Genomic DNA, 24,333 nt, shown 5'->3' on the forward strand with positions numbered 1-24,333 from the left:
GGGCCAACGCGTTCACCGCACCGCTTCGAACGCACTGATCAGCAACGCCCCCGCCGCGATCACCGCGCACCCCGTCGCCCGACGCGGCGTCAGCCGCTCGCCGAGATACACGCGCGCAATCAGCGCCGCGAACACCACGCTCGTTTCGCGCAGCGCCGACACCGGGCCCATCGGCGCGCGATCCATCGCCCAGATCACGATGCCGTACGCGAGCGCCGCGAACACGCCGCCGCACGCGGCCTTCGCCGTCTCGCCGACCTCCTGCGTGAGCCGCAGCGGCCCCGCGCGCAACCGGTAGTACGCGGCCATCATCGCGCCCGTCAGCACGAACATCCACGCGGTATAGCCGACCGTGTTGCCGCTCTCGCGCACGCCGATTCCGTCGACCACGCTGTACGCCGCGATCGACACACCGGTCGCGAACGCCGTCGGCAGCACCTGCCTCATCCGGTGCTTCGCGTCGCGCCCGCGCTCCAGCCCGATCGCCATGATGCCCGCGCAGATCAGCACGAGCCCGCATTGCGCGCCGACGTTCAGGTGCTCGCCCGCGAACGCCGCCGCGCCGAGCGTGACGAGCAGCGGCGCGGTGCCGCGCGCAACCGGGTACGCGACGGTCAGGTCGCCATGCTCGTACGCGCGCACGAGCAGCAGCGTATAGACGACGTGGATCACGGCCGACGCGACCACGCAGAGCCAGCTCGCCGGTGTGATCGGCGCGGCGGCCGGCAGGAACAGCAGCGCGAACACCCCGATCGCGATCTGCAGCACCGTCGCCGACCGCAACCGGTCGCCGCTGCTGCGGACGAGCGCATTCCATGACGCATGCAGGAACGCCGCGCACAGAACGGCAAACAGAACGGGGATCGGCACGCTGAAGCCTCGCTGACAGTGGGAAATCGCGCGATGCGCGCGACAGGCGTTCATCGTATGAATGCGTAACCGGATTGTCAAAAAAGCGCCGCACGGCGTTGCGTAGACGAATTCGCCGGCCACGCCCTTTCGCCTGCCCTGCTTGGCTCGCGCGGCAGCCACCCGCGCGCCGCCGAATGTGACGCCGAGGTGGCACGCGGTCTGCCCCTTTCCGTTCTCTTTCGTGGCGCGTTGCGCCGTAATGAAATCGATACCGCAGCGCAACCCTCGCGAAATCACTCCGTCCCCATATCTTCATACGCGACTGTTCCAATGCGCGTGCTCTCTCACGAGCTCCGCGCCGAACCGACACGGCGACGGGGCCGCTCTCCACCATCGAAGACCTTACCTGGAGTTTCCCGATGTTCCGTCAAGCCTTGCTCGTCACTGCCTGCGCAGCCGCAGCGCTGGCGCTGTTCGCCTGTGGCGGCAGCGACGATCCCACGTCGACGCCTGCCGTGTCGTCGCAGGATGCGCTGCAGACCGCCACGCCGATCAAGCACGTCGTCGTGATCTATGGCGAAAACATCTCGTTCGACCACTACTTCGGCACCTATCCGAACGCGACGAACCCGTCGGGCGAACCGGCGTTCAGCGCGAAGTCCGGCACGCCGACGCCGAACGGGCTGACGGGCACGCTGCTCACCGCGAACCCCAACTTCACGAACACCGCCAACGGCACCGACGCGGCGAACCCGTTCCGCCTCGACCGCACGCAAGCGGCGACCGCCGACCAGAACCACGCGTACACGGCCGAGCAGCAGGCCGAGGACAACGGCCTCGCCGACCTGTTCCCGAAGTACACGGGCAAGGGCTCGTCCGGCGGCGCCGGCGCGTTCGGCACGAAGGGCCAGGTGATGGGCTACTTCGACGGCAACACCGTGACGGCACTGTGGAACTACGCGCAGCGCTTCGCGATGAGCGACAACATGTACACGACGTCGTACGGCCCGTCGACGCCGGGCGCGCTGAACGTCGTGTCGGGCCAGACCAACGGGATGCAGATCGTCAAGACGTCCGCGCAACCGTCGACGCTCGCGAAGAGCTCGTACTACATCAATGACGGCGCGGGCGGCCTGACGATGATCAACGACGTCGACCCGGGCAACGACGTGTGCTCGAGCACGACCGACCAGGCGCTGATGAGCGGCAAGAACATCGGCGACCTGCTGAACGGCGCGAAGATCACGTGGGGCGGCTTCATGGGCGGCTTCAACCTGTCGACGACCAACGGCAACGGCACGACGGGCTGTGCGCGCAGCACGGTCGCCACCGCCGTGAACGCCGCGACGTCGGACTACATCCCGCACCACAACTGGTTCCAGTACTACGCGTCGACGTCGAACCCGCAGCACACGCGCCCGAGCTCGGTCGCGGCGATCGGTTCGAGCCTCCAGGCCGACGGCAAGACCGCCGAGCCCGCGAACCACCAGTACGACACGGACGACTTCTTCGCCGCCGTGAAGGCCGGCAACTTCCCGTCGGTCAGCTACCTGAAGGCCCCGGCCGCACAGGATGCGCACGCGGGTTATTCGGATCCGCTCGACGAGCAGGCGTTCGTGACGAAGGTCGTCAACTTCCTGCAACAGCAGCCGGACTGGCAGAACACGGCCGTGATCGTCACCTATGACGACTCGGACGGCTGGTACGACCACGTGTACACGGCGCCGACGCGCGCGTCGTCGGACCCGGTCGACCAGGTGAACGGCGCCGGCAAGTGCGGCACGGGCGGCACCACCGGCGTGAACGGCGCGACCGTGAACGGCCGCTGCGGCCCGGGCGTGCGCATTCCGCTGATCGTGATCTCGCCGTATGCGAAGCAGAACTACGTCGACCACACGATGCTCGACCAGTCGTCCGTCGTGCGCTTCATCGAGGACAACTGGCTCGGCGGCCAGCGTATCGGCGGCGGTTCGTTCGATGCGACGGCCGGCGACCTGCGCAACCTGTTCGACTTCGCGTCGAAGCCGAACACGACGCCGCTGTACCTCGACCCGACGCTCGGCACCGCATTGAGCGCTGCACCGGCAATCTGACCGGGATTGCATGACCGTATGGCCGGCGCCTCACGCGCCGGCCTTTTCCGTTTAACGCGTCGCTTCGTGCGGCGCCCGATTTCCGACCGACAGCATGACAGCTCGCCCCGCGTTCCCGTCTCCCGACGCCTCCGGCTCCTCCGCGCCGCGCGCCCCTTCCCGCCTGCTGCGCCGCGCGGCGTTCGTGATCGGTGCCGCCGTGCTCGGCTATGGCGCATTTGCGATCGCATTTCCCGCGCAGGTGCCGGCGGCGATCGGCACCGTCGTCGCCGACTGGACGGGCGCGAATCCGCATCCGGTCGTGCTGCAGCGTCCCGTCGCACAGCCGCTGTCGGCGGTCGCGCAACTCGGCCGTGCGCTGTTCGCCGATCCGTCGCTGTCCGCGTCGGGCAAGCAGTCGTGCGCGTCGTGCCACAGCCCCGATCATGCGTACGGCCCGCCGAATGCGCTCGACGTGCAGCCCGGCGGCCTCGCGATGACGCAGCAGGGCTATCGCCCGCCGCCGTCGCTGATGTACCTGTACCGCCAGCCGAACTTCAGCATCGGCCCCGATGCCGGCGAAAACGACGCCGCACCGACCGTCGCGCAGCAGGCCGCATCGGCGGCCGGTGTCGTCAAGGCACAGAAGGTGGCCGGCACATCGGCCGCGCCGCAACTCGTACCGCAGGGCGGGATGTTCTGGGATGGCCGCGCCGACACGCTGCAGCAGCAGGCGTTCGGCCCGCTGCTGAATCCGGTCGAGATGGCGAACTCGAGCATCGACGACGTGGCGCACAAGCTCGCGCAGTCGTCGCACCGCGTGCAGTTCGAGAAACTGTTCGGCGCGCGCGTGTTCGACAGCCCGCAGCTCGCGGTGTCGGAGGCGATGTTCGCGATCGCGCGCTATCAGGTCGAGGATCCGTCGTTCCACCCGTACAACAGCAAGTACGACCGCTGGCTCGAAGGCCGTGCGCGCCTCTCGCAGGCCGAACTGCGCGGGCTGCGCCTGTTCAACGATCCGGACAAGGCGAATTGCGCGGGCTGCCACTTGTCGAAGCCCGGCAAGGACGGGTTGCCGCCGATGTTTACCGATTACCAGTACGAGGCGCTCGGTGCGCCGCGCAACAAGGCGCTCGCGCAGAACCGTAACCCGGCGTTCTACGATCTCGGCGTGTGCGGACCGTTCCGCGACGACCTGAAGGACCAGACGCAGTACTGCGCGATGTTCCTGACGCCGACGCTGCGCAACTCGGCGACGCGCCACGTGTTCTTCCACAACGGCGTGTTCCATACGCTCGACCAGGTAATGGCGTTCTACAACGAGCGCAGCATCTCGCCGCAGAAGTTCTATTCGCGCGGCGCGGACGGCAAGGTCGACGAGTACGACGACATCCCGCCGAAATATCGCGCGAACGTCGACGTGACCGATGCGCCGTTCGACCGCAAGCCGGGCGACACGCCCGCGATGACGGCGCAGGACATCAAGGATATCGAAGCGTTCCTCGGCACGCTGAACGACGAACCGGCGCGGCACTGAGCGCCGGTCGGACGCCGTGCCGCGTCAGCGGCACGCGCGGATGCACAGGAAGGCCGGCGCCAGCGACAGCTCCGCGTGGAGTCGTTCCGACACGGCCTTCATCTCTGGCAACGGCTTCGGTTCGACGAACCGGTCGAGCCGCCAGCCGCCGTCGGCGACCGCATTCAGGATATCGGCGAGCGGACGCCGCCAGGCTTCGACATAGGGCTTCGGCTCGCCGAAGCCCGACCAGTGAAGCCCGAAGCGTGACGTGTCGAAGTACGTGCCGTCCCCGCGCGTGCGCTCGTCCACCCAGTCGCGCATCGGATGCGCCATCGAGAACACGAGCGTCGCACCGGGGCGCGCCACGCGCCTGAATTCGCGCAGCGTCGGCCCGAGATCGCGCACGTAGTCGAGCGCGAGCGAGCACAGCACCTTGTCGACCGCATGATCCGGCAGCCACGCGAGCGGCGCCTCCAGGTCACCTTCCACGACTTCGACCGCGAGGCCGTCGCAGCGCGTTCGCGCAAGCGCGGTCATCTCCGGCGTGACGTCGAATGCATGCACGGTCGCGCCGTGGCGCGCGAGGTGCTCGCTGCAGATACCGGGCCCGCAGCCGGCGTCGAGCACCGTCAGGCCGTCGACGTCGCCGAGCAGCGCCATCGTCGCCGGCCGTTCGTACAGTGCGTTGTGCGCCTTCGTCGGCGCGATCTCCGCATAGCGTTGCGCGAAGCTCGCGTAGGCGCGGTAGCCGGGCGGTTCGTTCGGAGCGGTCATGGGACATCCGTCGGCTGGAACTGGGAGTGTCGATTCTGCCCGATCGGATGATGGATGGCGATCCGGCTTCTCGTCGGCGTGACGACAGGCCGGATTCACGATGGCGAGAGGCGGACGCGCACACCGCTCGCATCTCGCCTCGCCCTGTCAGAACAGATACATCCCCGCCACAAACACCACGCCGGAAAACAACAGCGTCGTCACGCAATACCCCATGATGTCGCGCACGCCGAGTCCCGCGATCGCCAGCGCCGGCAGCGCCCAGAACGGCTGCGCCATGTTGGTCCATGCCTCGCCGTATGCGATCGCCATCGCGGCCTTGCCGAGATCGGCGCCGAGCGCCTGCGCGGCCGGCATCACGAACGGACCCTGCACGACCCAGTGGCCGCCGCCCGACGGCACCGCGAAATTGATCACCGCCGAGCTCAGGAAGGCGAGCAGCGGGAAGGTGTGCACGTTCGCGATATCGACGAACCACTTCGTGATCACGCCCGCCAGCCCCGAGTGATCCATCAGCGCCTGGATGCCCGCGTAGAACGGGAACTGGATCATGATCCCCGACGCGCCGCGCGCCGCGCCGGCCACTGCGCGCGCATACGCCATCGGCGTCCGGTGCAGCAGGATGCCGGCCGCGAGAAACGCGAGGTTCACCGTATCGATGTCGAGCGCGAAGCCCTTTTGCACGAAACGCAGCACGAGGAACGCCGCGCACAGCGCCGCGACGAAGACCGACAGCACGCGGCTCTCCTCCAGGCGTTCCGCGAACGTCGCATCGGGCCCGAGCTTGCGCTCGACGCTCGGCGGCTCGGCGAGCAGCGCCGGATCGACGCTGACGACGTCGCCCGGCTTCGGCATCATCATCCGCGCGAGAAACGGCAGCATCACGATCAGGCCGATCGTGATGAACGCGTTGTAGCCGGTGAAGATCGTATCCGACACGGGAATCAGCCCGATGGTCTTTTCCATCGGATTGCCCTTTGTGGCCGCGACGAGCGGGACCGAGCCCGACAGCCCGCCATGCCAGCTCAGGAAGCCCATGTAGGCCGACGCGACGAGCAGCCGGTAGTCGCTGCCGGGCACGCGGCGCGCCACTTCGCGTGCGAGCATCGCACCGAGCACGAGGCCGAAGCCCCAGTTGATCGCGCACGCCAACGCGCCGACGAATGCGACGAGCATCACGCCCTGACCGGGCGTACGTGCGGTACTCGCGAGCGCGACGAGCATGCGCCGCACGGGCGGCGAACTCGCGAGCGCATGGCCGGTGACGAGAATCATGACCATCTGCATCGAGAACGCGAGCAGGTTCCAGAAACCCGAACCCCACATGGTCGTGAGCTGCGCCGGCGTATTCGGCGTGAGACCGAACGCAAGCGCGAACGTGACGATCGTCAGCAGGATCGCGAAAATCAACGGGTCGGGCAGCACGCGGTGAACCACCTGCGTGAAGAAGCGGGAAATGCGCTGTATCAACTTGAGCTCCTCGTTTCCTGATAGGGACATCCGCGCGTGTCGTTGTTGGTTGCGGCGCGGAAACGCGCGGATTCTTGCACAGAACCGGCGGACGCGCTTTGGCGTGCGCGGTGACGATCGCGTCGTGTCAGAACAGGGAAACGGGGGAAACGGAGAAAGGCGGCACGAACCGCACCGCCTCGGAGGGAAATCGCCGACCGAGCGTCAGCGCGCCGTCGTCGCAGGCACGCTGACGGTCGCAACCGCACTCGCCCTTTGCTCCGCCAAGCGCTGAGCAAACCGGTACGCGACAAGCGAACCGGCCACGGCCAGCAGCATCGGCACGAGGCTGTCGTGATTCGCACGCGTGAATTCGAGCAGCAGCACGACGGCCGTGATCGGCATCTGCATTGACGCGGCCAGGAACGCGGTCGCGCCGATCAGCGCACATCCGCCGATCGACGCGCCCGGCCACACGAGGCTCCACAGCCCGCCGAGCACGACACCGAGCAGCGCGCCGTTCGCGAGGCCCGGCGTCAGCAGCCCGCCCTCCGCGCCGGCCCGCAGGCTGGCGGCCTCGATCAGCACCTTCAGCACGAGCAGCGCCGCCGCCAGGCCGATCGTCAGCGTGCCGTCGAAACCCAGCGATGCCGGCCCCTTGCCGTTGCCGAGCAGTTGAGGAAACCGCATCGCGAGCACACCGATCACCGCGAAATTGACCAGCGAAAACACGGGCAGCCGCCAGTCTTTCGGCGCGTTCGCCCGCGCGCGGGTCGTGAGCCGCACGAAACCGTACGCGGCGAAACCGAACAGCGGCCCGCAGACGATCGACCATGCAACGAGCGGCGTGCTCAGCACGAACGGCGGCACCGTGTACTGGTGCTCGTTGCCGAGGCCGATCCACGCGACGACGGCCGCAATCGCCGACGTCGCGACCGCCACGACCAGCGCCCGCAGTTCAAACGTGCCGAGCAGCACTTCGAGCACGAAGATCGCGCCGCCGAGCGGCACGTTGTAGACCGCCGCAAGGCCCGCGCCGGCGCCGCACGCGACCATCAGCCGGCAGTCGTCGGGTGAAAGCCCCGCGGCATGGGCCAGCCGCCCGGCGAGCAGCGAACCGATCTCGCGCGGCGCGACTTCTCGGCCGAGCGGCGAGCCCAGTGCAACGGTGACGATCTGCAGCAGCGCGTGAACCGTCGTGCTGACAAACGGCATCCGCGGATCGGCCGCGCGCACGGCGCGGCGGATGCTGACCAGCGGCCGGCCATAGCGGTAAAGCGCCCACCAGCCGCCACCGGCGACGATCCCGCAGACGGCCAGCACCACCAGGCGGCGCAACGGATCGGCACCGGTCACGCCGCTGAGAAAGCTCTCGGAACCGATCACGTGCGCGACGCTGTAGCCGTAAGCAATGTGCTGGATCGCATGCAGCAGCAGCGCGAGCAGCATGCCGCCGACACCCGCTCCGACGCCGGTCAGGACCGTGACGACGGCCATGCGCGCGAACGGGCTGGCGGGCGGCGAAGAGGATGCGGGAGCGGACGGGAGATCGAGGCGCATGAGGTCGGCGAACGAGGATCGAAAAGACGGCGCGCAACACGCGCACCGTCGTCAGGACCGCATCGTAGGCCTGCGCCGACCATGAGACAAACGCATTTTTAGAATCAACTCATGCATTTCATGAATAGGTGGGGTCGGAGAGGATCGCGAACCTCCGCCTTCCGCATCAATCCGGATACGTCACACGCTCCGGTTCGCGCCGCATGATCACCCTCCCGTGGCGGATCGACAGCGTGGCCTTCGCCTGCCGCCGCACGGCTTCGTAGTCGTTTTCCGCGTCGAGCACGACGAGATTCGCAGGACGCCCGACCGCGATGCCATAGCCGTCGCCGAGATGCATCGCCGTCGCGCTGTGGTCGGTCACGAAGTCGAGGCAGCGCTGCAGGTCCTCGTAACCCATCATGTGGCAGATATGGAGGCCGGCATCGAGCACGCGCAGGATGTTGCCGTTGCCGAGCGGATACCACGGATCCTTGATCGAATCCTGCCCGAAGCACACGTTGATCCCGGCGCGGTCAAGCTCTGCGACGCGCGTGACGCCACGCCGCTTCGGGAACGTGTCGAAGCGGCCTTGCAGATGGATGCTCTCGGTCGGGCACGAGATGAAGTTCAGGCCCGCGCGCTTCAGCAGCCGGAACAGCTTCGAGCAGTACGCGTTGTCGTACGAGCCCATCGCGGTCGTGTGGCTCGCGGTCACGCGCGCGCCCATCCCGCGCACGCGCGCCGCTTCGGCGAGCACTTCGAGAAAGCGCGAATGCGGGTCGTCGGTCTCGTCGCAATGCACGTCGACGAGGCAGCCGGTGCGCTCCGCGAGATCCATCAGGAAGCCGATCGAGCTGACGCCCTGCTCGCGCGTGTTCTCGAAATGCGGAATGCCGCCGACGACGTCCGCGCCGAGGTCAATCGCCTGCTCCATCAGCGCGCGCCCGCCGTCGAACGACTCGATGCCTTCCTGCGGAAACGCGACGATCTGCAGATCGATCAGCCCACGCGCCTCGTCCTTCACTTCCAGCATCGCCTTCAGCGCGGCGAGCGTCGGATCGGTCACGTCGACGTGCGTGCGCACGTGCTGGATCCCGTGGTCGCGCAGCATGCCGATCGCCGCATGCGCGCGCGTCTTGGTGTCCTCGTGCGTGATCGTCGCCTTGCGTTCGGCCCAGCGCTCGATCCCCTCGAACAGCGTGCCGCTCATGTTCCATGCCGGCTCGCCGGCCGTCAGCACCGCGTCGAGGTGAATATGCGGCTCGACGAGCGGCGGAATCGCGAGACGGCCGCCGCCGTCGATATCGCCGGGATTCGCCGGCGCGAGCGGCGCGGATTGCGCGTCGACCCGCGCGATCGTGCCGCCGTCGATGCCGATCGTGAACAGGCCGTCGCGGCCGCGCAGGCGTACGTTGAACAGATTCATGTGGAGGCCCCTTGTTGTATGCGTGTCGACCGTCGCGCGATCTGCGTCGGCGGCCTTGCGATCCGGGTGACCAGTATGGATGAAAAGCATCGATGCGCGCACGCGCCGCGCATGTTGCATCGACACGACAACCGGGCCGCGCCAAACGGAAGCCGCGCGTCGGCCATCACGCTAAAACCGCCTGCCTCGGGCACACGCGGCACGACATGTCAGTTTTGTGAAGGACTCTTGCCGGATCAGGAAAGGTGCGCTCGCCGCGCAGGCGGCCGCGCACGCGCAGGGCATTCCTATACTTGCGCCGAACTTTTGATTCCAGTCCCACACGCAGGAGCCTCACCATGAAAAAAACCCTGATCGCCGGCGCATGCACCGCCGCCCTGTTCGCGCCGCTCGCTCACGCGCAAAGCTCGGTCACGCTGTACGGCCTGATCGACGCCGGCATCGCGTACACCAACAACGTGAACGGCGCGGCGCAGTGGCGCATGGCCAGCGGCACGGTCAACGGCAGCCGCTTCGGCGTGCGCGGCACCGAGGATCTCGGCGGCGGCCTGAAGGCATTGTTCGTGCTCGAAAACGGCTTCAACGTCAACAACGGCGGTCTCGGCCAGGACGGCAAGCTGTTCGGTCGCCACGCGTACATCGGCCTCAGCCAGGCCGGCTACGGCACGCTGACGCTCGGCCGCCAGTACGACACGATGGTCGACTTCGTCGCGCCGCTGTCCGCGACGGCCGGCGATTTCGGCGACGCGGGCTTCGCGCATCCGTTCGACAACGACAACCTGAATCACTCGCTGCGTATCAACAACGCAGTCAAGTACACGAGCGAGTCGCTCGCAGGCTTCAAGGTCGGCGCGATGTACGCGTTCTCCAACTCGACGAACTTCAGCGCCAACCGCGCGTACAGCGTCGCGGCGAGCTATACCAACGGCCCGCTGAAGCTGGCCGGCGCCTACCTGCAGATGAACGGCACCAAGGGCTCGACGAGCGCGAGCCCCGGCGCAACCGATTCGGCCGAAGCGAAGAGCGTGAGCCAGGGCGGCTGGTCGATCGGCTCGGACCGCATGCGCACGTACGGCGGCGGCGTCAGCTACGTGTTCGGCCCGGCGACCGTCGGCTTCGTCTATACGCGCTCGCAGTATGACAACACGGGCTCGTTCGGCTCCACCGGCCAGGTTGCGTTCAACAACTACGACGTGAACCTGCGCTATGCGGTCACACCGGCTGTCAGTCTCGGCGCCGCCTACGTGTACACGGACGCCAGCGTGTCGAATCCCGACAGCAAGCACGGCACCGATCCGAAGTGGCACCAGGTCGACCTGCAGGCCGTGTACAAGCTGTCGCGCCGCACCGACCTGTACGCGGAAGCGATGTATCAGCATGCGTCCGGCCGCGGCTATCAGGCGTTCATCAACACGTCGGGCGGCGCATCGAGCACGGCGAACCAGGTCGTCGGCACGATCGGCATGCGCACGCGCTTCTGACCTGTGTGATGGTGCGTCGCCCACCGGCCACGAATGTGTATACCGGTTCGTTTGCCGCGGGCGACGCGCCAATGTTGTTCCATCTGGAAGGCAGCCTGCCGGGAATCGGGGTTTTTGTGCGTGCAGCCGCTACGTAGACTGGCGTCGAAGCTCGGGTCATGCGTCGCGCATCGATCCGGCCACCCACCCCGTATTCAGGAGAACCTCGTGAAATCGCTCGTCGTTACCGCCGCCGCTGCCGTCCTGCTTGCCGCACCGGCCCTGTCGTTCGCCCAGTCGGCCACGTCGCCCGTCACGCGCGCGCAGGTGCTGCAGGAACTGATCGATCTGGAATCGGTCGGCTACAACCCGGCGCGCGGTGAAGCCGACAACTATCCGGAGGACATCATGGCCGCGCAGCAACGGCTGCAGGCGAAGCGTCTCGCCGAGCACAAGGCGGCGCAGGCCGCGTACGGCCCGGCCGGCCAGCCGGCAACCGAATCGGGTGCTGCCGCGAAGCCCGCGCTGTGATGGCGTGACGAAGCGCCTCGCCCGCGTGAAGGATATTCCGCGGGCAAGGCATGTATCGCTCATGCATGAAGAAGCCGCACAAGAAACGACGCGCCAATCAGCTCCCGGCGTTCAGGCAGCCTGCGGTTCGCGGCCGATCGCGTTCAGCATCTCGACGTCGCGCGCGATCATTCCCGGCACCTGGGCACGCAGCATCTCGACCCAGGTCCGCACCTTCGCATCGACGAAGCGGCGCGACGGGTACAGCGCGTACACGTTCATCTTCTGCAGGATGTGCGCGGGCAGCACGCGCACGAGCGTGCCGTCGCGCAACGCGTCGATCGCGGAGTACAGCGGCAGCATGCCGATCCCGATGCCGTCGCGGATCGCAAGTGCGAGCGATTCGGCCGTATTGGTCTGCACCGGCCCCGCGACGTGGATCTGCTCGACACCCTCGGGCCCTTCGAGCACCCACTCGTGCGTCGGAAACGCGGGCGTACACAGCGTCAGGCACGCGTGCGCGGCAAGATCCTGCGGACGGGCCGGCACGCCGTGCCGTTTCACATAGTCGGGCGACGCGCACAGGATGCTGAACGTCGAGCCCAGCAGGTGCGACACGAGTTCCGAATCGGGCAGCGACGACGCGGTCACGACGGCCATGTCGCTCGTGCCGTCGAACAGGTCGGGCATGCGCTGCGACAGCGACAGCTCGATCGACACGTCCGGGAACTGCGCGTGATAGCGCGTCAGCGCGGGCAGCACATAGTGATGCCCGACGCTCGCGAAACTGTGCATGCGCAACACGCCAGCCGGCCGCTCGTGCGCGCAACTCGCCTCTTCTTCCGCGCGGTCGACGTCGGCGAGGATCTGGCGGCAGCGCCGCAGATAACTTTCGCCGGCGGACGTGAGCGCGAGACGGCGGGTCGAGCGATTCATCAGACGGGTGCGCAGTCGCGCCTCGAGTTCCGACACCGCGCGCGACATCGCGCCCGTCGTCGAATTCAGCGATTGCGCAGCGGCAGTGAAGCTGCCCGTCTCGACGACGCGCGAAAACACCCGCATGTTTTGTAGGGTATCCATTCCTGTGAGCAACCTGTAGCGGAACCGCTATTTTCCTCCACTGGATGCGACAGATTGTTACTCCGGCTGCAACTATCGTTTCCCCGCAGCTGCGTTAATGCGCGGGCGCCGCGCTCCTACAATCGGCGCCTCACCAGTCGAACGGACCCGTTCGGATGTGCCGCGCACCTCGCGCAGCCCCGTACCGGCCCCCTCTTTTCATGAAGCCACAACCTGCGATCGAGCGACCTTCCATCGAACCGGCACGATGGAGGACATGGCTCGATCCGCTCGGCGACGCAGCGCGCGACTGGGCCGCCAGCGACGGGCTGATCTGGCTGCATCTCGCGAAAACCGTGCTCGCGGCGCTGCTCGCGATGGGCATCGCGATGCGTCTCGAGATGTCGCAGCCGCGCACGGCGATGACGACCGTGTTCGTGCTGATGCAGCCGCTGTCGGGGATGGTGTTCGCGAAGAGTTTCTACCGCGTGCTCGGCACGGCAGCCGGCCTCGTCGCCGCGCTCGCGCTCGGCGGGTTGTTCGCGCAGCAGCCCGAGCTGTACATGGCCGGCATCACGCTGTGGATCGGCACCTGCATCGCGCTCGCGGTGCGCAACCGCCATTTTCGCTGGTACGGCTTCGTGCTCGCCGGCTATACGGCCGCGCTGATCGGCCTGCCGGCCGTGATGACGCCGCAGACGCTGTTCCAGTCCGCGCTCACGCGCGCCGCGGAAGTCGCGCTCGGCATCGCCTGCTCGGGCGCGGTCAGCGCGCTGATCCTGCCGCTCAGTTCCGCGAAGGCGTTGATGCGCTCGCTGGGCACCCGCCATGCGACGTTCGCGGCGTTCACGGCGGGCGCGCTCGCTGGTGACGTCGCACGCGGCGATTTCGAGCGGCGCTTCGCCGATTTCGTCGACGACATCGTCGGCTTCGAGGCCAACCGCGCGTTCGCGTCGTTCGAGGATCCCCACATTCGTGCGCGCAGCCGCCGGCTCGCACGGCTGAACAGCGAGTTCATGAATGCGTGCACGCGGCTCCATGCGCTGCACCAGCTCGTCAAACGCCTGCGCGCGAACCATTCAGACGCGGTGCTCGATGCGCTCGCGCCGCATGTCGACGCGCTCGCGCTGCGATTCGCGGCACTGCGCGACGAGCGGCAGCACGGCGTCACGCCGGCCACCGGCGCACTGCTCGAACTGCGCCGTTTCCACAGCGCGTTGCCGAAAGCCGCCCGTGCGTCGCGACGAACCGTCGAAGCGCATGCGGCCGGCGGCCTGCTCGACTTCGACACCGCGATCGAACTGCTGTACCGCTTCATCGGCGAGTACCTCGGCTACGCCGATACGTACGCGTCGCTCGACCAGGACGATCATGCGTTCGAGCGCTCCGTCACGCATTACGCGGTGAAGACCAATTCGTTCTTCGTCGGCTTCGCGTTCCTGCGTACGATCGTCGCCGTCGGCGCGATGAGCGCGTTCTGGATCGCGTCGGAATGGCCAAGCGGCCCGCTCGCCGTGATCGCCACCGCGATCGCGTGCGCCCTCAGCTCGACGTCGCCGCGCGCGCCGAAGTTCGTCGCGCAGATGAGCGTCGGTGCGGCGTTCGCGACCGCCGTCGGCTACGTGTTCCTGTGCTACGTGTATCCGAACATCGACGGCTTCCCGCTGCTGTGCGCGACGCTCGCGCCGGTACTCGGCCTCGGTGCCTTCCTTGCCATGCGGCCCGGCCTGTCCGGCTACGGGATCGGCTTCGCGGTGTTCTTCTGCCTGCTCGCCGGCCCCGACAACGCGATCGCGTATACGCCCGAAGTGCTGATCAACAACGGGCTGGCGATCGTCATCGCGATGCTCGCGTGCTCGCTCGTGTTCGCGGTCGTATTCCCCACTCACATGCCGTGGCTCACGGGCCGCATCGCGCACGACCTGCGCCGCCAGGTCACGCTCGCGTGCGAAGGCGCGCCGGACGGTCTCGCGCAGCGCTTCCAGTCGAGTACGCACGACTTGATGGCGCAACTGCGCACGCTGCTCGTGCGACGGACACGACAGCACCGCGACGCCATGCGCTGGATGCTGTCGACACTCGAGGTCGGCCATGCGGTGATCGACCTGCGCGACGAGCTGCATGCGTTCAGTGCATCGAAACCGCCGCAGACGCTGCGCTGGACCGCGTCGATCGATGCGGTGCTGCACGAGCTGCCGCGATTCTTCGACGATCCGACGCCCGGGCATCACGCACGCACACTGAAATCGGTGAATCTCGCGATCCGCGCGGCGCAGCACACGCTGCAGGCGTGGTACGCGGTGCCCGATGCGCGCCGGAGCATGCAGCGGATCGTCGGCTGCCTTCATTTCATGCGCAGCGCGCTGCTGGACAAGGATGCGCCGTTCAACCGGCACCGCCATTGAGAATCGGTGCGGGCGCAACGGGATCCTTGTTCCGGATGGAAATAAGCTCTACAGCCTCGGTGATTAATCTTTAAGCAGTGCGAGCCTATAGTTTCCTCACTGCCAGCGAGACTGGCACTCACCCAGGAGAAACCAAAATGAAGCCGCTTCACCTCGCCCTCGTTGCCCTGTCGCTCACCGCTGCTGTCGCCCACGCACAGCCGGCACCGGCAGACGCCGCACCGCAACAGGCGAACCGCGCCGAAGCCGTCAAGGCCGCGGGCCGCGTCGATCGTTCGCAATCGAAGCAGGAAGACCCGAACGCCTGTGTCGGCCCGGTCAGCTTCTGCAACATCTACTTCGGCAGCTGAGCATGACGCCGCGTCGTCACGGCCAGGCCCGCATCGCCCGCACTGCATGCATCGCATGCGCGGGCGGACGGCGGCCCGGCCGATCGCGGCCCGGCCGATCGCCGCATCGCCGCCCCGTTCCACGCCGCTTCATTTGAAGCCGCGCTTGCCGTTTCAGGCGCCGCGCCCCGGCCGCCACCCCACTTCGCGCAACGCATCCAGCAGGCGCGCCTGCCCGAGCCCTTCGACCCGCGCACCGCGCGATTCGACGTCGCCGCCCGCGACCAGCGCATTCACGATCGCCTCCTCGACCGCTTCCGCCGCCGCGACGAACAGCGCGGAAATATGGTCGTTGTTGACCATCTGCACGCCGGTGGTCGGCGCGCCCTTGCTGCCGTAGTTCGCCGCCGGCAGGCCGTCGTTGCCGGTTGCAAACGCCAGGAAGATGTCGCCGCTCGAATCCTCGGTGCCGCCGCCCACGCGTGCGAGCCCGACGCTCGCGCGCTGCGCGAGGCGCGTGCATTGATGCGGCAGAAGCGGCGCATCGGTCGCGATCGTCACGACGATCGAGCCCATGCCGGCCTCGCCCTTCGCTTCAGGCGCGCGGAACGGCGAATGCACATCACGCAGCACTTCACCGACCGGGTAGCCGGCGACGCGGAGCATCTCGCGCACACCGTAGTTCGCCTGGACAAGTGCGCCGACGGTCCAGCCGCCCGCGTCGGCCGCGAGCACGCGCGACGCGGTGCCGATGCCGCCCTTGAACTCGTGGCAGATCATGCCCGTGCCGCCGCCGACACCGCCTTCCGCAACCGGCCCCGACTGCGCGGCAACCAGCGCGCGCTGCACGTGCGCGGCACTCACGTGCTGCCCCCAGATGTCGTTCAGCAGCCCGTCGTAGGTTTCCATCACGACCGGCATGCACCAGTACACGCGGCCGGCCGCCGCTTCGCGCTCGTTCGCGACGAGCGCGTCGCGCACCGCGCCGACGCTGTGCGTGTTCGTATAGGCGATCGGCGTCGTCAACAGGCCGGCTTCGCGGATCCATTCAAGCCCGGTCGCGTCGCCGTTGCCGTTCAGCACGTGCACGCCCGCGAAGCACGGCGAATCGTGCGCGGCGCCCGCGCGCGGCTCGATGACGGTCACGCCGGTGCGGATCGATGCGTCGCCGTTCTCGACGTTCAGCGTGCAATGTCCGACCCGCACGCCCGGTACGTCCGTGATCGCGTTGAAGCGGCCCGGCGTGCCGAGTCCGATGCGGATGCCGAGATCCCTCGTGCGCATGATGCAGTTCCTCCAGTCTTTCAGTGGTTCGGTATGTCGATGTTGCAAGGTGTCGATCCGGTGCTCAGAGCGCGCGGAACGCTTCGCTGTGGCGCGCCCACACCCCGTACATCACGAGTGCCGCGACCAGCAGCCCCGCGATGATGATGAGGTCGGTCGATTTCGTTGCCGTCGCCAGCGTCGTGTACAGCGTGTAGGCTGCGCCCACCACCGCGACGAGCGGCGTCACGGGCCACAGCGGCATCCGGTAATGATGCTCGACATCGCGGCGCACGAAACGGCTCGCGAGCGCGGCCAGCCCGACGACCAGGTAGATCAGCAGCAGCAGGTCGACCGTGAACGCGGTCAGCTCGTCGAGGCTCGACACGAACACGAGCCCCGCCGACGGCACCGCCAGCGCGATCGTCGCCAGCCACGGCGATTCGAGGCGCGGATGGATCGTCGAGAATGCGCGGTTGCAGGTGCGCGACCAGAGCGCGTGCCGGCCGCTGCTGTACAGCAGGCGACCCATCGTGATCACGATCGCGATGATCGCGTTGAACACCGACAGGAAGATCCCGCCGCTGACCACGCGCGACACCGCCGGGTTGCTCAGCGAGCGCACCACGTAGCCGATCGGGTCGGCACTCTTCGTCAGTTCCGTCAGCGACGGTGCGCCGAGCACGATCGCGGTGAGCGGTACGAGTTCGACGACGAGGATCACGAGCAGCGAATAGATCACCGCCTTCGCGACGTTGCGGTTGCCGCCGCGCAGGTCTTCCGCGAGATACGCGGCCGAGCCGAAGCCGTTGTAGCAGAAGATCGCGGTGCCGATCGCCGGCACGATGGCCGCGAGCGTCGCCGGCACGAGCGCGTTGCCGCTCGCGACGACCGGCGCGATCAGCACGTCGGCGCCGCGGTGCGGCGAACCGAAGCCGAGCCCTGCGATCAGCATCAGCACGCCGATCTCGACGACGAGGAACGCGCCCGTGATCCACGCGTTCGTCTTGATGTTCAGCATGCCGAGCAGATAGCTGAGCAGCACGATCGTCAGCGCGACCGACTGGTTGCTGAAGTGCGTGCCGAGCGCGTTGTTCAGATATGGCGCGGCGCCGCTCGCGAGCACGGCCGGAATGAACACGCTGACGGACAGCACCGTGATGAAGGTCAGGTAGCCGGGCAGCGTGCCGAACACGCGCTTGGCCATCACGTACTCGCCGCCAGCGCTGCGGTGTGCGGCGCTGAGCTCCGCGTAGCAAAGTGCAAATGCAAGCGCCAGCACGCCGCCGAGTACGAACGACAGCACGGCGCCGCTGCCCGCCTGCTGAATCGCGAACGGCGCGATCACGAAGATCGAGCTTGCAGGTGTCACACCCGATACGGTGATCATCACCGCGTCGCGCACGCTGAGCGTCTGCGACAACGCGCGCGGCGCGCCCTCCGTGGCAGGCGCCGCTTGCACGGTACCCGTCGATTCCGACATCATCGCCATTTCGTTCTCCTGTGCTCCTATCCTGCGCTTTTTTGAACACCCATACTCGGGCCCGATTGATTGCGTGGCAGTCTAGGAAGCCAATTTCAGGACCGCTATTCCCCCTTCGTGTTACGCCTTTCCGGTGGTGGTATGGATCGTCTCTTTTCCGAAATCGCGATGCATCAGGCGCTTGGCCGCGCAATCGATCATCTCGGCCAGCCGCGCTTCTGGCGGTTCCTGGTGCTGCTGCTCAATGAAATGGTGCCGTTCGACAACGCGCTCGCGACCGCGGTCGGCCGCGACGGCGTGCCGCTCGTGCTCGACGAATACGACACGGGCGGCACCGACGCAGCGTCGCCCGTGCCGCTCTACCTGAACGGCGTGTATCTGCTCGACCCGTTCCTGCAGGCCGCGCACGACGGGCTCGCCGACGGCTGCTACCGGCTCGAGGAAGTCGCGCCCGACCTGTTCCGGCAGAGCGAATATTTTCTCAGCTACTTCCGCGACGCGGTCGGCGACGACGAGATCCAGATCCTCGTGCGGCCGAACGCCGACACGCTGCTGTCGCTGTCGCTCGGTGCGACCGCGCGCTTCGACGTCGAGCCGCTCGGCAAGCTGACGACCGCGATGCCTTGGGTGCTCGCGGCGATGCGGCAGCACTGGCGGCTGGTGGGCGACGCCGCTCGCATGACGCCCGATGCCGATCTCGGTGCGCGCGTCGAGCAGGCGCTCGCGCGCTTCGGCGCGGGTGTGCTGACCGATCGCGAAATGTCGATCGCGCGAATGGTGCTGCGCGGCAATTCGTCGAAGGCGATCGCCGAGCGGCTGGCCATATCACCCGAAACGGTGAAGGTGCATCGGCGTCATCTGTATGCGAAGCTCGGAATTTCGTCGCAGCCCGAGCTGTTTTCGCGATTCATCCAGGCGCTGGGGGAAGATGCGGCCGGGTGATCGCCTCGACCGCCTCGATCGGCACGGATGGCAACGGGCGCGGAATCGGGCACTATCCGTCAAGTGCCGCATGCCTGGGTCATTTGCTGACGCCGATGCGGACGCCCGATCGACAACACGATTGCCCGACAACAGGAATCCCGACACATGTCACTCATTCCGATCATTGGAATTGGCTGGCTGTTTCTGTGCGCGATCAGCGCCGCATCGCTCGCGCTCGTGCCGCCCGTGGTGCTGGTCGCCTGCCTGATGGGCAAGAACGTATGGTCGATCCTGACCCGCGGCCGGCTGCAATTCGCGTTCCTGGCCTACCTGGGCTCCGCGCCGGTGCCGGCGGTCTTCACGTTCCTGCTGGAAGTCGGTGCCACGGCCGGGAATCACGGCGGCACGGCGTCCGCCAGCATGTATCAATGGAACGAACGGTTCTTTTTCGTGTTCGTCGTCGCGGCGGCACTGAGCGGGCTGCTGTTGCTGCTGCGGCCGAAAGACACGCAGGCACCGAACGTCCATCCGTCGCAGCCTGCGCGATAGTCGGCGCGCGAGCGCCGCACCATGCGTCCCGCCCGGTTGTCGAGCGGGAGCACGGTCACGCGCTGCTTCCCGCTACTTCCACTTCGCGCCGATTTGCGCGAGTCCGGCGTTGCGGAGATCGTCCGGCAACATCACCACGCGGAACTCGCAGTCTGCATTCAACATCAGGAACCACGGCTCCGCGAGCGCCGGGATCTGCGACGGATCATCCAGATTGACGATCACGACCGCCCCGCGCCCGCCGTTCTGCTCCGTGAAATACACGGCCTCCGGCTTGACCGCTTCGAGTATTCGCGAGATCACGTCACCGACGCTGCCGTCGCGCACCAGCGTGTTGAACGGCTCGTGAGGGATTCGTATGTTGAGAAGCATGCGCATGACCATCCTCCTTGGGCTCCGCCCGGCGTGGGCCCTTCAAGCATAGGTGCTGCGCGAGTGGCACCGAAAGCGTTTGCAGGCGCCCATTCACATTCCGACGATTCGATGACACCGCATCGCGCGAACGGCAATCGCCCGCGCGATGCAGGCCCGATCGAATCGACCGTTCATGCTTCCATCATTCGGAGACCGCATCGGCCGCCAGCCCCGTCGGCGCGATCGCCAGATGCAACGCCTGCTGCGGCCGCAGCGTGACGTTCAGCACCTCGCGCGGCGGCGTCATGCCGGGTGGCACCGACAACACGTAGCGCTGCAGCACCATTGCGGCCACGACCGTCATCTCCGTCATCGCCAGATGCTGGCCGAGGCACACACGCGGGCCGGTGCCGAACGGCATGTACGCGCCGCGCGGCAGCGCCGGCGCATCGTCGGCGAAGCGCTCCGGGCGGAACGTATCGGGTTTCGGGAACCATCGCGGATCGCGCTGCATCAGTTGCAGCGGCAGCATGAACAGCGTGCGCGCGGGAAACTGCCACGCGCCCAGCGCGATCGGCCGCGATGCGCGACGGCTGATCAGGATCGGCGCGGACGGATACAGGCGCAGCGTTTCGTCGAGTGTCTGCGACAGGTAGCGCAACGACGAGCGCGTCTGGGCGGACGGCGCGCGACCGCCCAGCACGCGGGACACCTCGTCGCGCACGGCGGCTTGCACGGCCGGATTCGCGGCCATGCACCAGGCCCACCAGGTCAGCGCCCCGGCGGTCGTCTCGTGGCCGGCCAGGAACGCCGTCACGCATTCGTCGTGCACGGCCTGCAGCGGCCATTTCCGCGCATCCGCCCGATGCAGCCGCAACAGACGCGACAGCAGATCGTCGGGCCAGGCATGCTCGGGCCGGTCGAGACGCGCATGCAGTTGCCGGTCGATGATCCCTTTCAGCACCGCCATCGCGCGTGCCGTGCGGTGCTTCCACGGCACCCAGTTCGGTGTGGTCACCGGCTGGTAGAACGCCGCGTTGGCCGCGGCGCTCACCACGCGCACCGCCTCCTCGGCTGCGCGCGCATCGTTGCCGATCGTATCGGAGAACATCGTGCGCATGATCACGTCCATCGTCAGCGACGTCAGCGCGCTTTCGATCGGCCAGTCCGGATCGCGCGCCGGCCATTGCGCAAGCGCGTGACCGGCCGTCGCCGCGATCGCCGGAACAAACGACTGAACCGGCTTCGGCATGAAATTCGGCTGCAGCGCCTGACGCTGGTCGCGCCACGCGTCGCCTTCCGCGACCAGCACGCTGTGGCCGTGGACCTCCCCGAATACGCGGGTGGCGCGCTCCCAGCGCCCGAGCGCATCGTGATGCGTGACCAGCAGCTCGCGCACGAGCGCCGGATCGGTCACGGCCACGGCATGCTCGGGCCACACGCGCAGGTGCACGACGTCGCCGTAGGTGCGCTGCCAGCCGCCAAGCGTGCCGATCAGGTCGCGCGACATCGTGCGCAGCAACCCCCAACCCGTCAGGCCGGCGGGCGGCCCCGGCGGCCATACGCCGGGCGGGTGAAGCACGGGCGCCGGCGCAGCGGCGCCCGCGTGGAAGGGACATTGGGAAGAGGATCGTGTGTTCATGCGCCGGATTCTCCACATCGGCGCGCCGGCGGTCTTGAACGCAAACGACATCGACACCCGTCAGGCCGGTCCCTATACTGCGGCGTCATGTTCTCCGGCCCGCCATCGATTCCGCCGTCGTGTCCCGATCCGCTTGCGCGCGCCCCCCGCGTGGCAGGCAGCGGGCGGTCGCCGCATGCGCGGCTGCATCCCGCACCGGCCGCGCTGCAGGGCGCGGTGGTCGCGATCGTCCTGTGCGACACGCGCGGCGTCGTGTTGAGCGACGCGCAACGGCTTTCGCACTTTCCGGCCACGCCGCTCGTCTGCGTGTCGTGGTACCGCGAGCTCGACGTGGGTTTCATCGAATCCGCACCCGACGGCCCGCAATGGCGCCCCTTCGGCGCGGCGGCGACGCTATCGGGCAGCCACTCGGCCCCCACCGTCGCATGGGCGCCGACGGGTGGGCTGATCGGCATGATCTGTTTGACCGCCGATGCCGCGCGGACGTTGTTCGGCATCGCGCTGCCGGACATCCACGACCGCGTGCTCGACGCACACGCGTGCCTCGGCCACGACTGGCACCCGCTGCTCGATGCGTTGATCGGCGCGGATCGCGACGCCGACGTGCTGGCGGCGATCGATCGCCATCTCGCGCCGCGCTGGCAGGCGCTGCGGCCTGCGACGGCGCTGTCGTCGCTCCGCAACGCGGGGCGCAGCTGGGTCGAGCGCCTCGCACTGCAGGCGCGCGAATGGCGCGGCACGTACAGCCCGCGTCAGGTCGAACGGCGCATCAAGACCTACAGCGGCCGATCGCTGCGCGAATGGCAGGCGCTCGTGAGGACGGAAAGCGCGTTCTTCGCGGCGCGCGACCGGTTCGAAGCCGGCGCCGCGTTCAACTGGGCGACGCTGGCGCTGGACGAAGGATTCGCGGACCAGGCGCACCTGAGCCGCGAGGTCAAGCGCATCACGGGATTCTCGCCGAGCGAATTCACGCAGCGCTTCATCGACGACGAATCGTTCTGGATGTACCGGCTGTGGGTGTAGCCCGCGCTCAACCGCGTGGTTCGACGAACTCGCCGTCACGCGCATCGTGCGGCACATTCCAGCCGAAATACACTTCGGCCTCGACGATCTGGCCATCGCGGACACGCAACCGCTCCGCGTTCCGGAACCGCTTGCCGCCACGCGTTTCGGCCTCGTACACGACGAATACGTGCTCGCCGTGCACGACGACGTCGACGAAGTCGAAGCCCGTGAACATCGCGCTGTTCGGCCAGCAGCGCGCGAAATAAGTGTCGCGGTCGAGCCGGTTGTCGAGCGGGCTCGTGAAATGAAAGTCCGGCGCAATCAGCGCTTCAATTGCATCGCGGTCCTTGTCGGCGTAGGCGCGGTAGCACGCACGCGCCACGTCGCCGGGATTCGTCAGCATCGTCGGGCCCTCCTTCAACGATCTGCGCAAGCGTCGCTCGCGTCGCTTCGGATAGTGCGGCGGAACGCGCCCGGCGGCAACCACCCCGACAAGCGTCGCCGCGGGCAGCCCGCGCGTGCCGTGGCACGCCGGCGATCCCACGGTTGCCCGATTCGGCGGCCACGGGCATGATGTCCGCGAACTTGCCGGCTGGTTTGTCCGCTTGCGTATCCCGCCGAGTTCACCGCCTCCATACGGCCCGTCACGCGAGCAATCCGCATGCCGGCCCTGCCGCTCACGCCACTCCGCCCATGTCACTCCGCGCATTCAGAACGCTGGTCGCCATCGCCCGATACCGGACCTTCGCGCGCGCCGGCGAAGCCATCGGCCTCACGCAATCGGCGGTAAGCCTGCAGATCAAGACGCTCGAAAGCGAATACAACGTGCAGTTGTTCGATCGCTCGCGCCGGCAGCCGGTGCTGACCGAAGCCGGCAACATCCTGCTCGCGCAGGCCGAGCAGGTGCTCGCGATGGTCGACCGGATTCCCGATGCGCTCAGCGACGAGAAGAAGCTCGTCGGCCGCCTGCGGATCGGTGCGATCCAGACCGCGCTGTCCGGCCCGTTGCCCGACGCGCTGCTCGCGCTGCGTGCCGCCCATCCGTCGTTGCGTGTGCACGTATCGGCCGGCATGTCGGCCGAGCTGGCGAACCGCGTCGCGGCCGGCGAACTCGATGCGGCAATCACGACACGCCCCGTGCGTCCGCATCCTGCCGAATTGACGTGGACCACGCTGTACGAGGACCGCTTCTGGCTGCTCGCGCCGCCCGACCATGCGGAACGCGACGCGGGCGCGCTGCTCGACGCGTTGCCGTTCATCCGCTTCGATGCGCAGGCGTGGGCCGGCCGCATGATCGCCGCCGAGCTGCGCCGCATCGGCGTGCGCGTGCGTGAAGAGATGGTGCTGGACAGCGCGGAGACGATCGCGCGCATGGTGGCGCGCGGGCTCGGCGCGGCGATCGTCGCGCTCCCCGATTCGACGCTCGCGCGCCTGCCACCCGTCACGCGCATGCCGTTCGGCCAGCCGCAGATGGGGCGCGCGGTCGTCCTGCTCGAACACCAATCGCGCCCGGCCGAACGATTCGCGCGTGCACTGGCCGCCGAAGTCACAGCGTCATCAATGAGAATTTCTCATTGAACACCCGATAATTAACAATTATTCCTGTTGCTTGCGCGTGTTAACTTGGCGGCATCGTCACTCTTTCGATTGCGTGCCGCCATGTTGCCCGCCGGATGGATTCCCGCCTCGTTTCGCCACCGTTCCCGCGCAACCCGC

Annotated in this window: 21 protein-coding genes; 10 read left to right on the top strand and 11 right to left on the bottom strand. The window is 67.7% G+C overall.

Features of this window, described 5'->3' with window-relative positions; genetic code table 11:
* Nucleotides 1–12: 12 nt before the first annotated feature.
* Nucleotides 13–924, bottom strand: a complete 912-nt coding sequence (locus KEC55_RS20210; RefSeq protein WP_282510049.1) for an EamA family transporter — start codon at nucleotides 922–924, stop codon at nucleotides 13–15.
* A gap of 347 nt (nucleotides 925–1,271) precedes the next feature.
* Between KEC55_RS20210 and KEC55_RS20215 the strand changes: the two genes are divergently transcribed.
* Together KEC55_RS20215 and KEC55_RS20220 are read left to right on the top strand one after the other, a co-directional pair.
* Nucleotides 1,272–2,945, top strand: a complete 1,674-nt coding sequence (locus KEC55_RS20215) for a phospholipase C (protein ID WP_176045335.1) — start codon at nucleotides 1,272–1,274, stop codon at nucleotides 2,943–2,945.
* A gap of 94 nt (nucleotides 2,946–3,039) precedes the next feature.
* Complete coding sequence (locus KEC55_RS20220) at nucleotides 3,040–4,461, top strand: cytochrome-c peroxidase (RefSeq protein ID WP_282510051.1); 1,422 nt, start codon at nucleotides 3,040–3,042, stop codon at nucleotides 4,459–4,461.
* A gap of 24 nt (nucleotides 4,462–4,485) precedes the next feature.
* On the opposite strand, the gene KEC55_RS20225 is transcribed toward KEC55_RS20220, so the two are convergent.
* From KEC55_RS20225 to codA, 4 genes are all read right to left on the bottom strand, one after another.
* A complete protein-coding gene (locus KEC55_RS20225; protein WP_282510053.1) occupies nucleotides 4,486–5,217 on the bottom strand; it encodes a class I SAM-dependent methyltransferase in 732 nt (243 codons plus the stop codon).
* A 147-nt stretch (nucleotides 5,218–5,364) separates the two neighbouring features.
* Entirely contained in the window at nucleotides 5,365–6,687 is a 1,323-nt protein-coding gene (locus KEC55_RS20230) for a TIGR00366 family protein (RefSeq protein WP_282511357.1), read from the bottom strand.
* Between the two features lie 204 nt (nucleotides 6,688–6,891).
* The gene (locus KEC55_RS20235) at nucleotides 6,892–8,226 is read right to left on the bottom strand and encodes a chloride channel protein (protein ID WP_282510058.1); all 1,335 of its coding nucleotides are present in this window, start codon (nucleotides 8,224–8,226) and stop codon (nucleotides 6,892–6,894) included.
* Between the two features lie 166 nt (nucleotides 8,227–8,392).
* Nucleotides 8,393–9,634: a cytosine deaminase gene (codA, locus tag KEC55_RS20240; RefSeq protein WP_282510060.1), complete on the bottom strand. Its 1,242-nt coding sequence runs from the start codon at nucleotides 9,632–9,634 to the stop codon at nucleotides 8,393–8,395.
* 338 nt (nucleotides 9,635–9,972) lie between these two features.
* On the opposite strand from codA, the gene KEC55_RS20245 reads away from it, so the two are divergent.
* A complete protein-coding gene (locus KEC55_RS20245) occupies nucleotides 9,973–11,115 on the top strand; it encodes a porin (protein WP_282510062.1) in 1,143 nt (380 codons plus the stop codon).
* A gap of 207 nt (nucleotides 11,116–11,322) precedes the next feature.
* Nucleotides 11,323–11,625, top strand: coding sequence for a DUF4148 domain-containing protein (locus KEC55_RS20250; protein WP_282510064.1), 303 nt, complete (start codon nucleotides 11,323–11,325; stop codon nucleotides 11,623–11,625).
* A gap of 111 nt (nucleotides 11,626–11,736) precedes the next feature.
* Here KEC55_RS20250 and KEC55_RS20255 read toward each other — a convergent pair whose 3' ends face one another.
* Nucleotides 11,737–12,684: a LysR family transcriptional regulator gene (locus tag KEC55_RS20255; RefSeq protein WP_282510066.1), complete on the bottom strand. Its 948-nt coding sequence runs from the start codon at nucleotides 12,682–12,684 to the stop codon at nucleotides 11,737–11,739.
* Between the two features lie 200 nt (nucleotides 12,685–12,884).
* Between KEC55_RS20255 and KEC55_RS20260 the strand changes: the two genes are divergently transcribed.
* Both KEC55_RS20260 and KEC55_RS20265 read left to right on the top strand, forming a co-directional pair.
* On the top strand, nucleotides 12,885–15,068 hold the full coding sequence (locus KEC55_RS20260; RefSeq protein ID WP_282510068.1) for an FUSC family protein: 2,184 nt from the start codon (nucleotides 12,885–12,887) through the stop codon (nucleotides 15,066–15,068).
* Between the two features lie 137 nt (nucleotides 15,069–15,205).
* On the top strand, nucleotides 15,206–15,418 hold the full coding sequence (locus KEC55_RS20265) for a hypothetical protein (RefSeq protein WP_034191451.1): 213 nt from the start codon (nucleotides 15,206–15,208) through the stop codon (nucleotides 15,416–15,418).
* 153 nt (nucleotides 15,419–15,571) lie between these two features.
* On the opposite strand, the gene KEC55_RS20270 is transcribed toward KEC55_RS20265, so the two are convergent.
* Complete coding sequence (locus tag KEC55_RS20270; RefSeq protein ID WP_282510073.1) at nucleotides 15,572–16,681, bottom strand: P1 family peptidase; 1,110 nt, start codon at nucleotides 16,679–16,681, stop codon at nucleotides 15,572–15,574.
* Nucleotides 16,682–16,745: 64 nt separating this feature from the next.
* Nucleotides 16,746–18,152 carry an APC family permease gene (locus tag KEC55_RS20275; protein ID WP_282510075.1) on the bottom strand — a complete coding sequence of 469 codons (1,407 nt, stop codon included), beginning with the start codon at nucleotides 18,150–18,152 and terminating at the stop codon, nucleotides 16,746–16,748.
* A gap of 132 nt (nucleotides 18,153–18,284) precedes the next feature.
* Between KEC55_RS20275 and KEC55_RS20280 the strand changes: the two genes are divergently transcribed.
* Together KEC55_RS20280 and KEC55_RS20285 are read left to right on the top strand one after the other, a co-directional pair.
* Nucleotides 18,285–19,085, top strand: a complete 801-nt coding sequence (locus KEC55_RS20280; RefSeq protein WP_282510077.1) for a helix-turn-helix transcriptional regulator — start codon at nucleotides 18,285–18,287, stop codon at nucleotides 19,083–19,085.
* Nucleotides 19,086–19,232: 147 nt separating this feature from the next.
* Complete coding sequence (locus KEC55_RS20285; RefSeq protein ID WP_282510079.1) at nucleotides 19,233–19,616, top strand: hypothetical protein; 384 nt, start codon at nucleotides 19,233–19,235, stop codon at nucleotides 19,614–19,616.
* Nucleotides 19,617–19,688: 72 nt separating this feature from the next.
* Here KEC55_RS20285 and KEC55_RS20290 read toward each other — a convergent pair whose 3' ends face one another.
* Both KEC55_RS20290 and KEC55_RS20295 read right to left on the bottom strand, forming a co-directional pair.
* Nucleotides 19,689–19,994, bottom strand: coding sequence for a panthothenate synthetase (locus KEC55_RS20290; RefSeq protein ID WP_282511359.1), 306 nt, complete (start codon nucleotides 19,992–19,994; stop codon nucleotides 19,689–19,691).
* 178 nt (nucleotides 19,995–20,172) lie between these two features.
* Nucleotides 20,173–21,612 carry a cytochrome P450 gene (locus tag KEC55_RS20295; protein WP_282510081.1) on the bottom strand — a complete coding sequence of 480 codons (1,440 nt, stop codon included), beginning with the start codon at nucleotides 21,610–21,612 and terminating at the stop codon, nucleotides 20,173–20,175.
* Between the two features lie 87 nt (nucleotides 21,613–21,699).
* Between KEC55_RS20295 and KEC55_RS20300 the strand changes: the two genes are divergently transcribed.
* Nucleotides 21,700–22,635 carry a helix-turn-helix domain-containing protein gene (locus KEC55_RS20300; protein ID WP_282510083.1) on the top strand — a complete coding sequence of 312 codons (936 nt, stop codon included), beginning with the start codon at nucleotides 21,700–21,702 and terminating at the stop codon, nucleotides 22,633–22,635.
* A 7-nt stretch (nucleotides 22,636–22,642) separates the two neighbouring features.
* On the opposite strand, the gene KEC55_RS20305 is transcribed toward KEC55_RS20300, so the two are convergent.
* Nucleotides 22,643–23,020 (bottom strand): nuclear transport factor 2 family protein, encoded by a 378-nt coding sequence (locus KEC55_RS20305; protein WP_282510086.1) that lies wholly within the window; start codon nucleotides 23,018–23,020, stop codon nucleotides 22,643–22,645.
* Nucleotides 23,021–23,310: 290 nt separating this feature from the next.
* On the opposite strand from KEC55_RS20305, the gene KEC55_RS20310 reads away from it, so the two are divergent.
* The gene (locus KEC55_RS20310; protein WP_282510088.1) at nucleotides 23,311–24,195 is read left to right on the top strand and encodes a LysR family transcriptional regulator; all 885 of its coding nucleotides are present in this window, start codon (nucleotides 23,311–23,313) and stop codon (nucleotides 24,193–24,195) included.
* The last annotated feature ends 138 nt before the right edge of the window (nucleotides 24,196–24,333 follow it).

It is taken from the genome of Burkholderia cepacia (genome assembly GCF_029962485.1).
Lineage (GTDB): Bacteria > Pseudomonadota > Gammaproteobacteria > Burkholderiales > Burkholderiaceae > Burkholderia.

Excerpts from the sequence above, each read along its gene's own strand:
- KEC55_RS20210 (WP_282510049.1), bottom strand. The coding sequence starts at position 924 with ATGAACGCCTGTCGCGCGCATCGCGCGATTTCCCACTGTCAGCGAGGC.
- KEC55_RS20215 (WP_176045335.1), top strand. The coding sequence starts at position 1,272 with ATGTTCCGTCAAGCCTTGCTCGTCACTGCCTGCGCAGCCGCAGCGCTG.
- KEC55_RS20220 (WP_282510051.1), top strand. The coding sequence starts at position 3,040 with ATGACAGCTCGCCCCGCGTTCCCGTCTCCCGACGCCTCCGGCTCCTCC.
- KEC55_RS20225 (WP_282510053.1), bottom strand. The coding sequence starts at position 5,217 with ATGACCGCTCCGAACGAACCGCCCGGCTACCGCGCCTACGCGAGCTTC.
- KEC55_RS20235 (WP_282510058.1), bottom strand. The coding sequence starts at position 8,226 with ATGCGCCTCGATCTCCCGTCCGCTCCCGCATCCTCTTCGCCGCCCGCC.
- codA (WP_282510060.1), bottom strand. The coding sequence starts at position 9,634 with ATGAATCTGTTCAACGTACGCCTGCGCGGCCGCGACGGCCTGTTCACG.
- KEC55_RS20245 (WP_282510062.1), top strand. The coding sequence starts at position 9,973 with ATGAAAAAAACCCTGATCGCCGGCGCATGCACCGCCGCCCTGTTCGCG.
- KEC55_RS20255 (WP_282510066.1), bottom strand. The coding sequence starts at position 12,684 with ATGGATACCCTACAAAACATGCGGGTGTTTTCGCGCGTCGTCGAGACG.
- KEC55_RS20260 (WP_282510068.1), top strand. The coding sequence starts at position 12,885 with ATGAAGCCACAACCTGCGATCGAGCGACCTTCCATCGAACCGGCACGA.
- KEC55_RS20265 (WP_034191451.1), top strand. The coding sequence starts at position 15,206 with ATGAAGCCGCTTCACCTCGCCCTCGTTGCCCTGTCGCTCACCGCTGCT.
- KEC55_RS20270 (WP_282510073.1), bottom strand. The coding sequence starts at position 16,681 with ATGCGCACGAGGGATCTCGGCATCCGCATCGGACTCGGCACGCCGGGC.
- KEC55_RS20275 (WP_282510075.1), bottom strand. The coding sequence starts at position 18,152 with ATGGCGATGATGTCGGAATCGACGGGTACCGTGCAAGCGGCGCCTGCC.
- KEC55_RS20280 (WP_282510077.1), top strand. The coding sequence starts at position 18,285 with ATGGATCGTCTCTTTTCCGAAATCGCGATGCATCAGGCGCTTGGCCGC.
- KEC55_RS20285 (WP_282510079.1), top strand. The coding sequence starts at position 19,233 with ATGTCACTCATTCCGATCATTGGAATTGGCTGGCTGTTTCTGTGCGCG.
- KEC55_RS20290 (WP_282511359.1), bottom strand. The coding sequence starts at position 19,994 with ATGCGCATGCTTCTCAACATACGAATCCCTCACGAGCCGTTCAACACG.
- KEC55_RS20295 (WP_282510081.1), bottom strand. The coding sequence starts at position 21,612 with ATGAACACACGATCCTCTTCCCAATGTCCCTTCCACGCGGGCGCCGCT.
- KEC55_RS20300 (WP_282510083.1), top strand. The coding sequence starts at position 21,700 with ATGTTCTCCGGCCCGCCATCGATTCCGCCGTCGTGTCCCGATCCGCTT.
- KEC55_RS20305 (WP_282510086.1), bottom strand. The coding sequence starts at position 23,020 with ATGCTGACGAATCCCGGCGACGTGGCGCGTGCGTGCTACCGCGCCTAC.
- KEC55_RS20310 (WP_282510088.1), top strand. The coding sequence starts at position 23,311 with ATGTCACTCCGCGCATTCAGAACGCTGGTCGCCATCGCCCGATACCGG.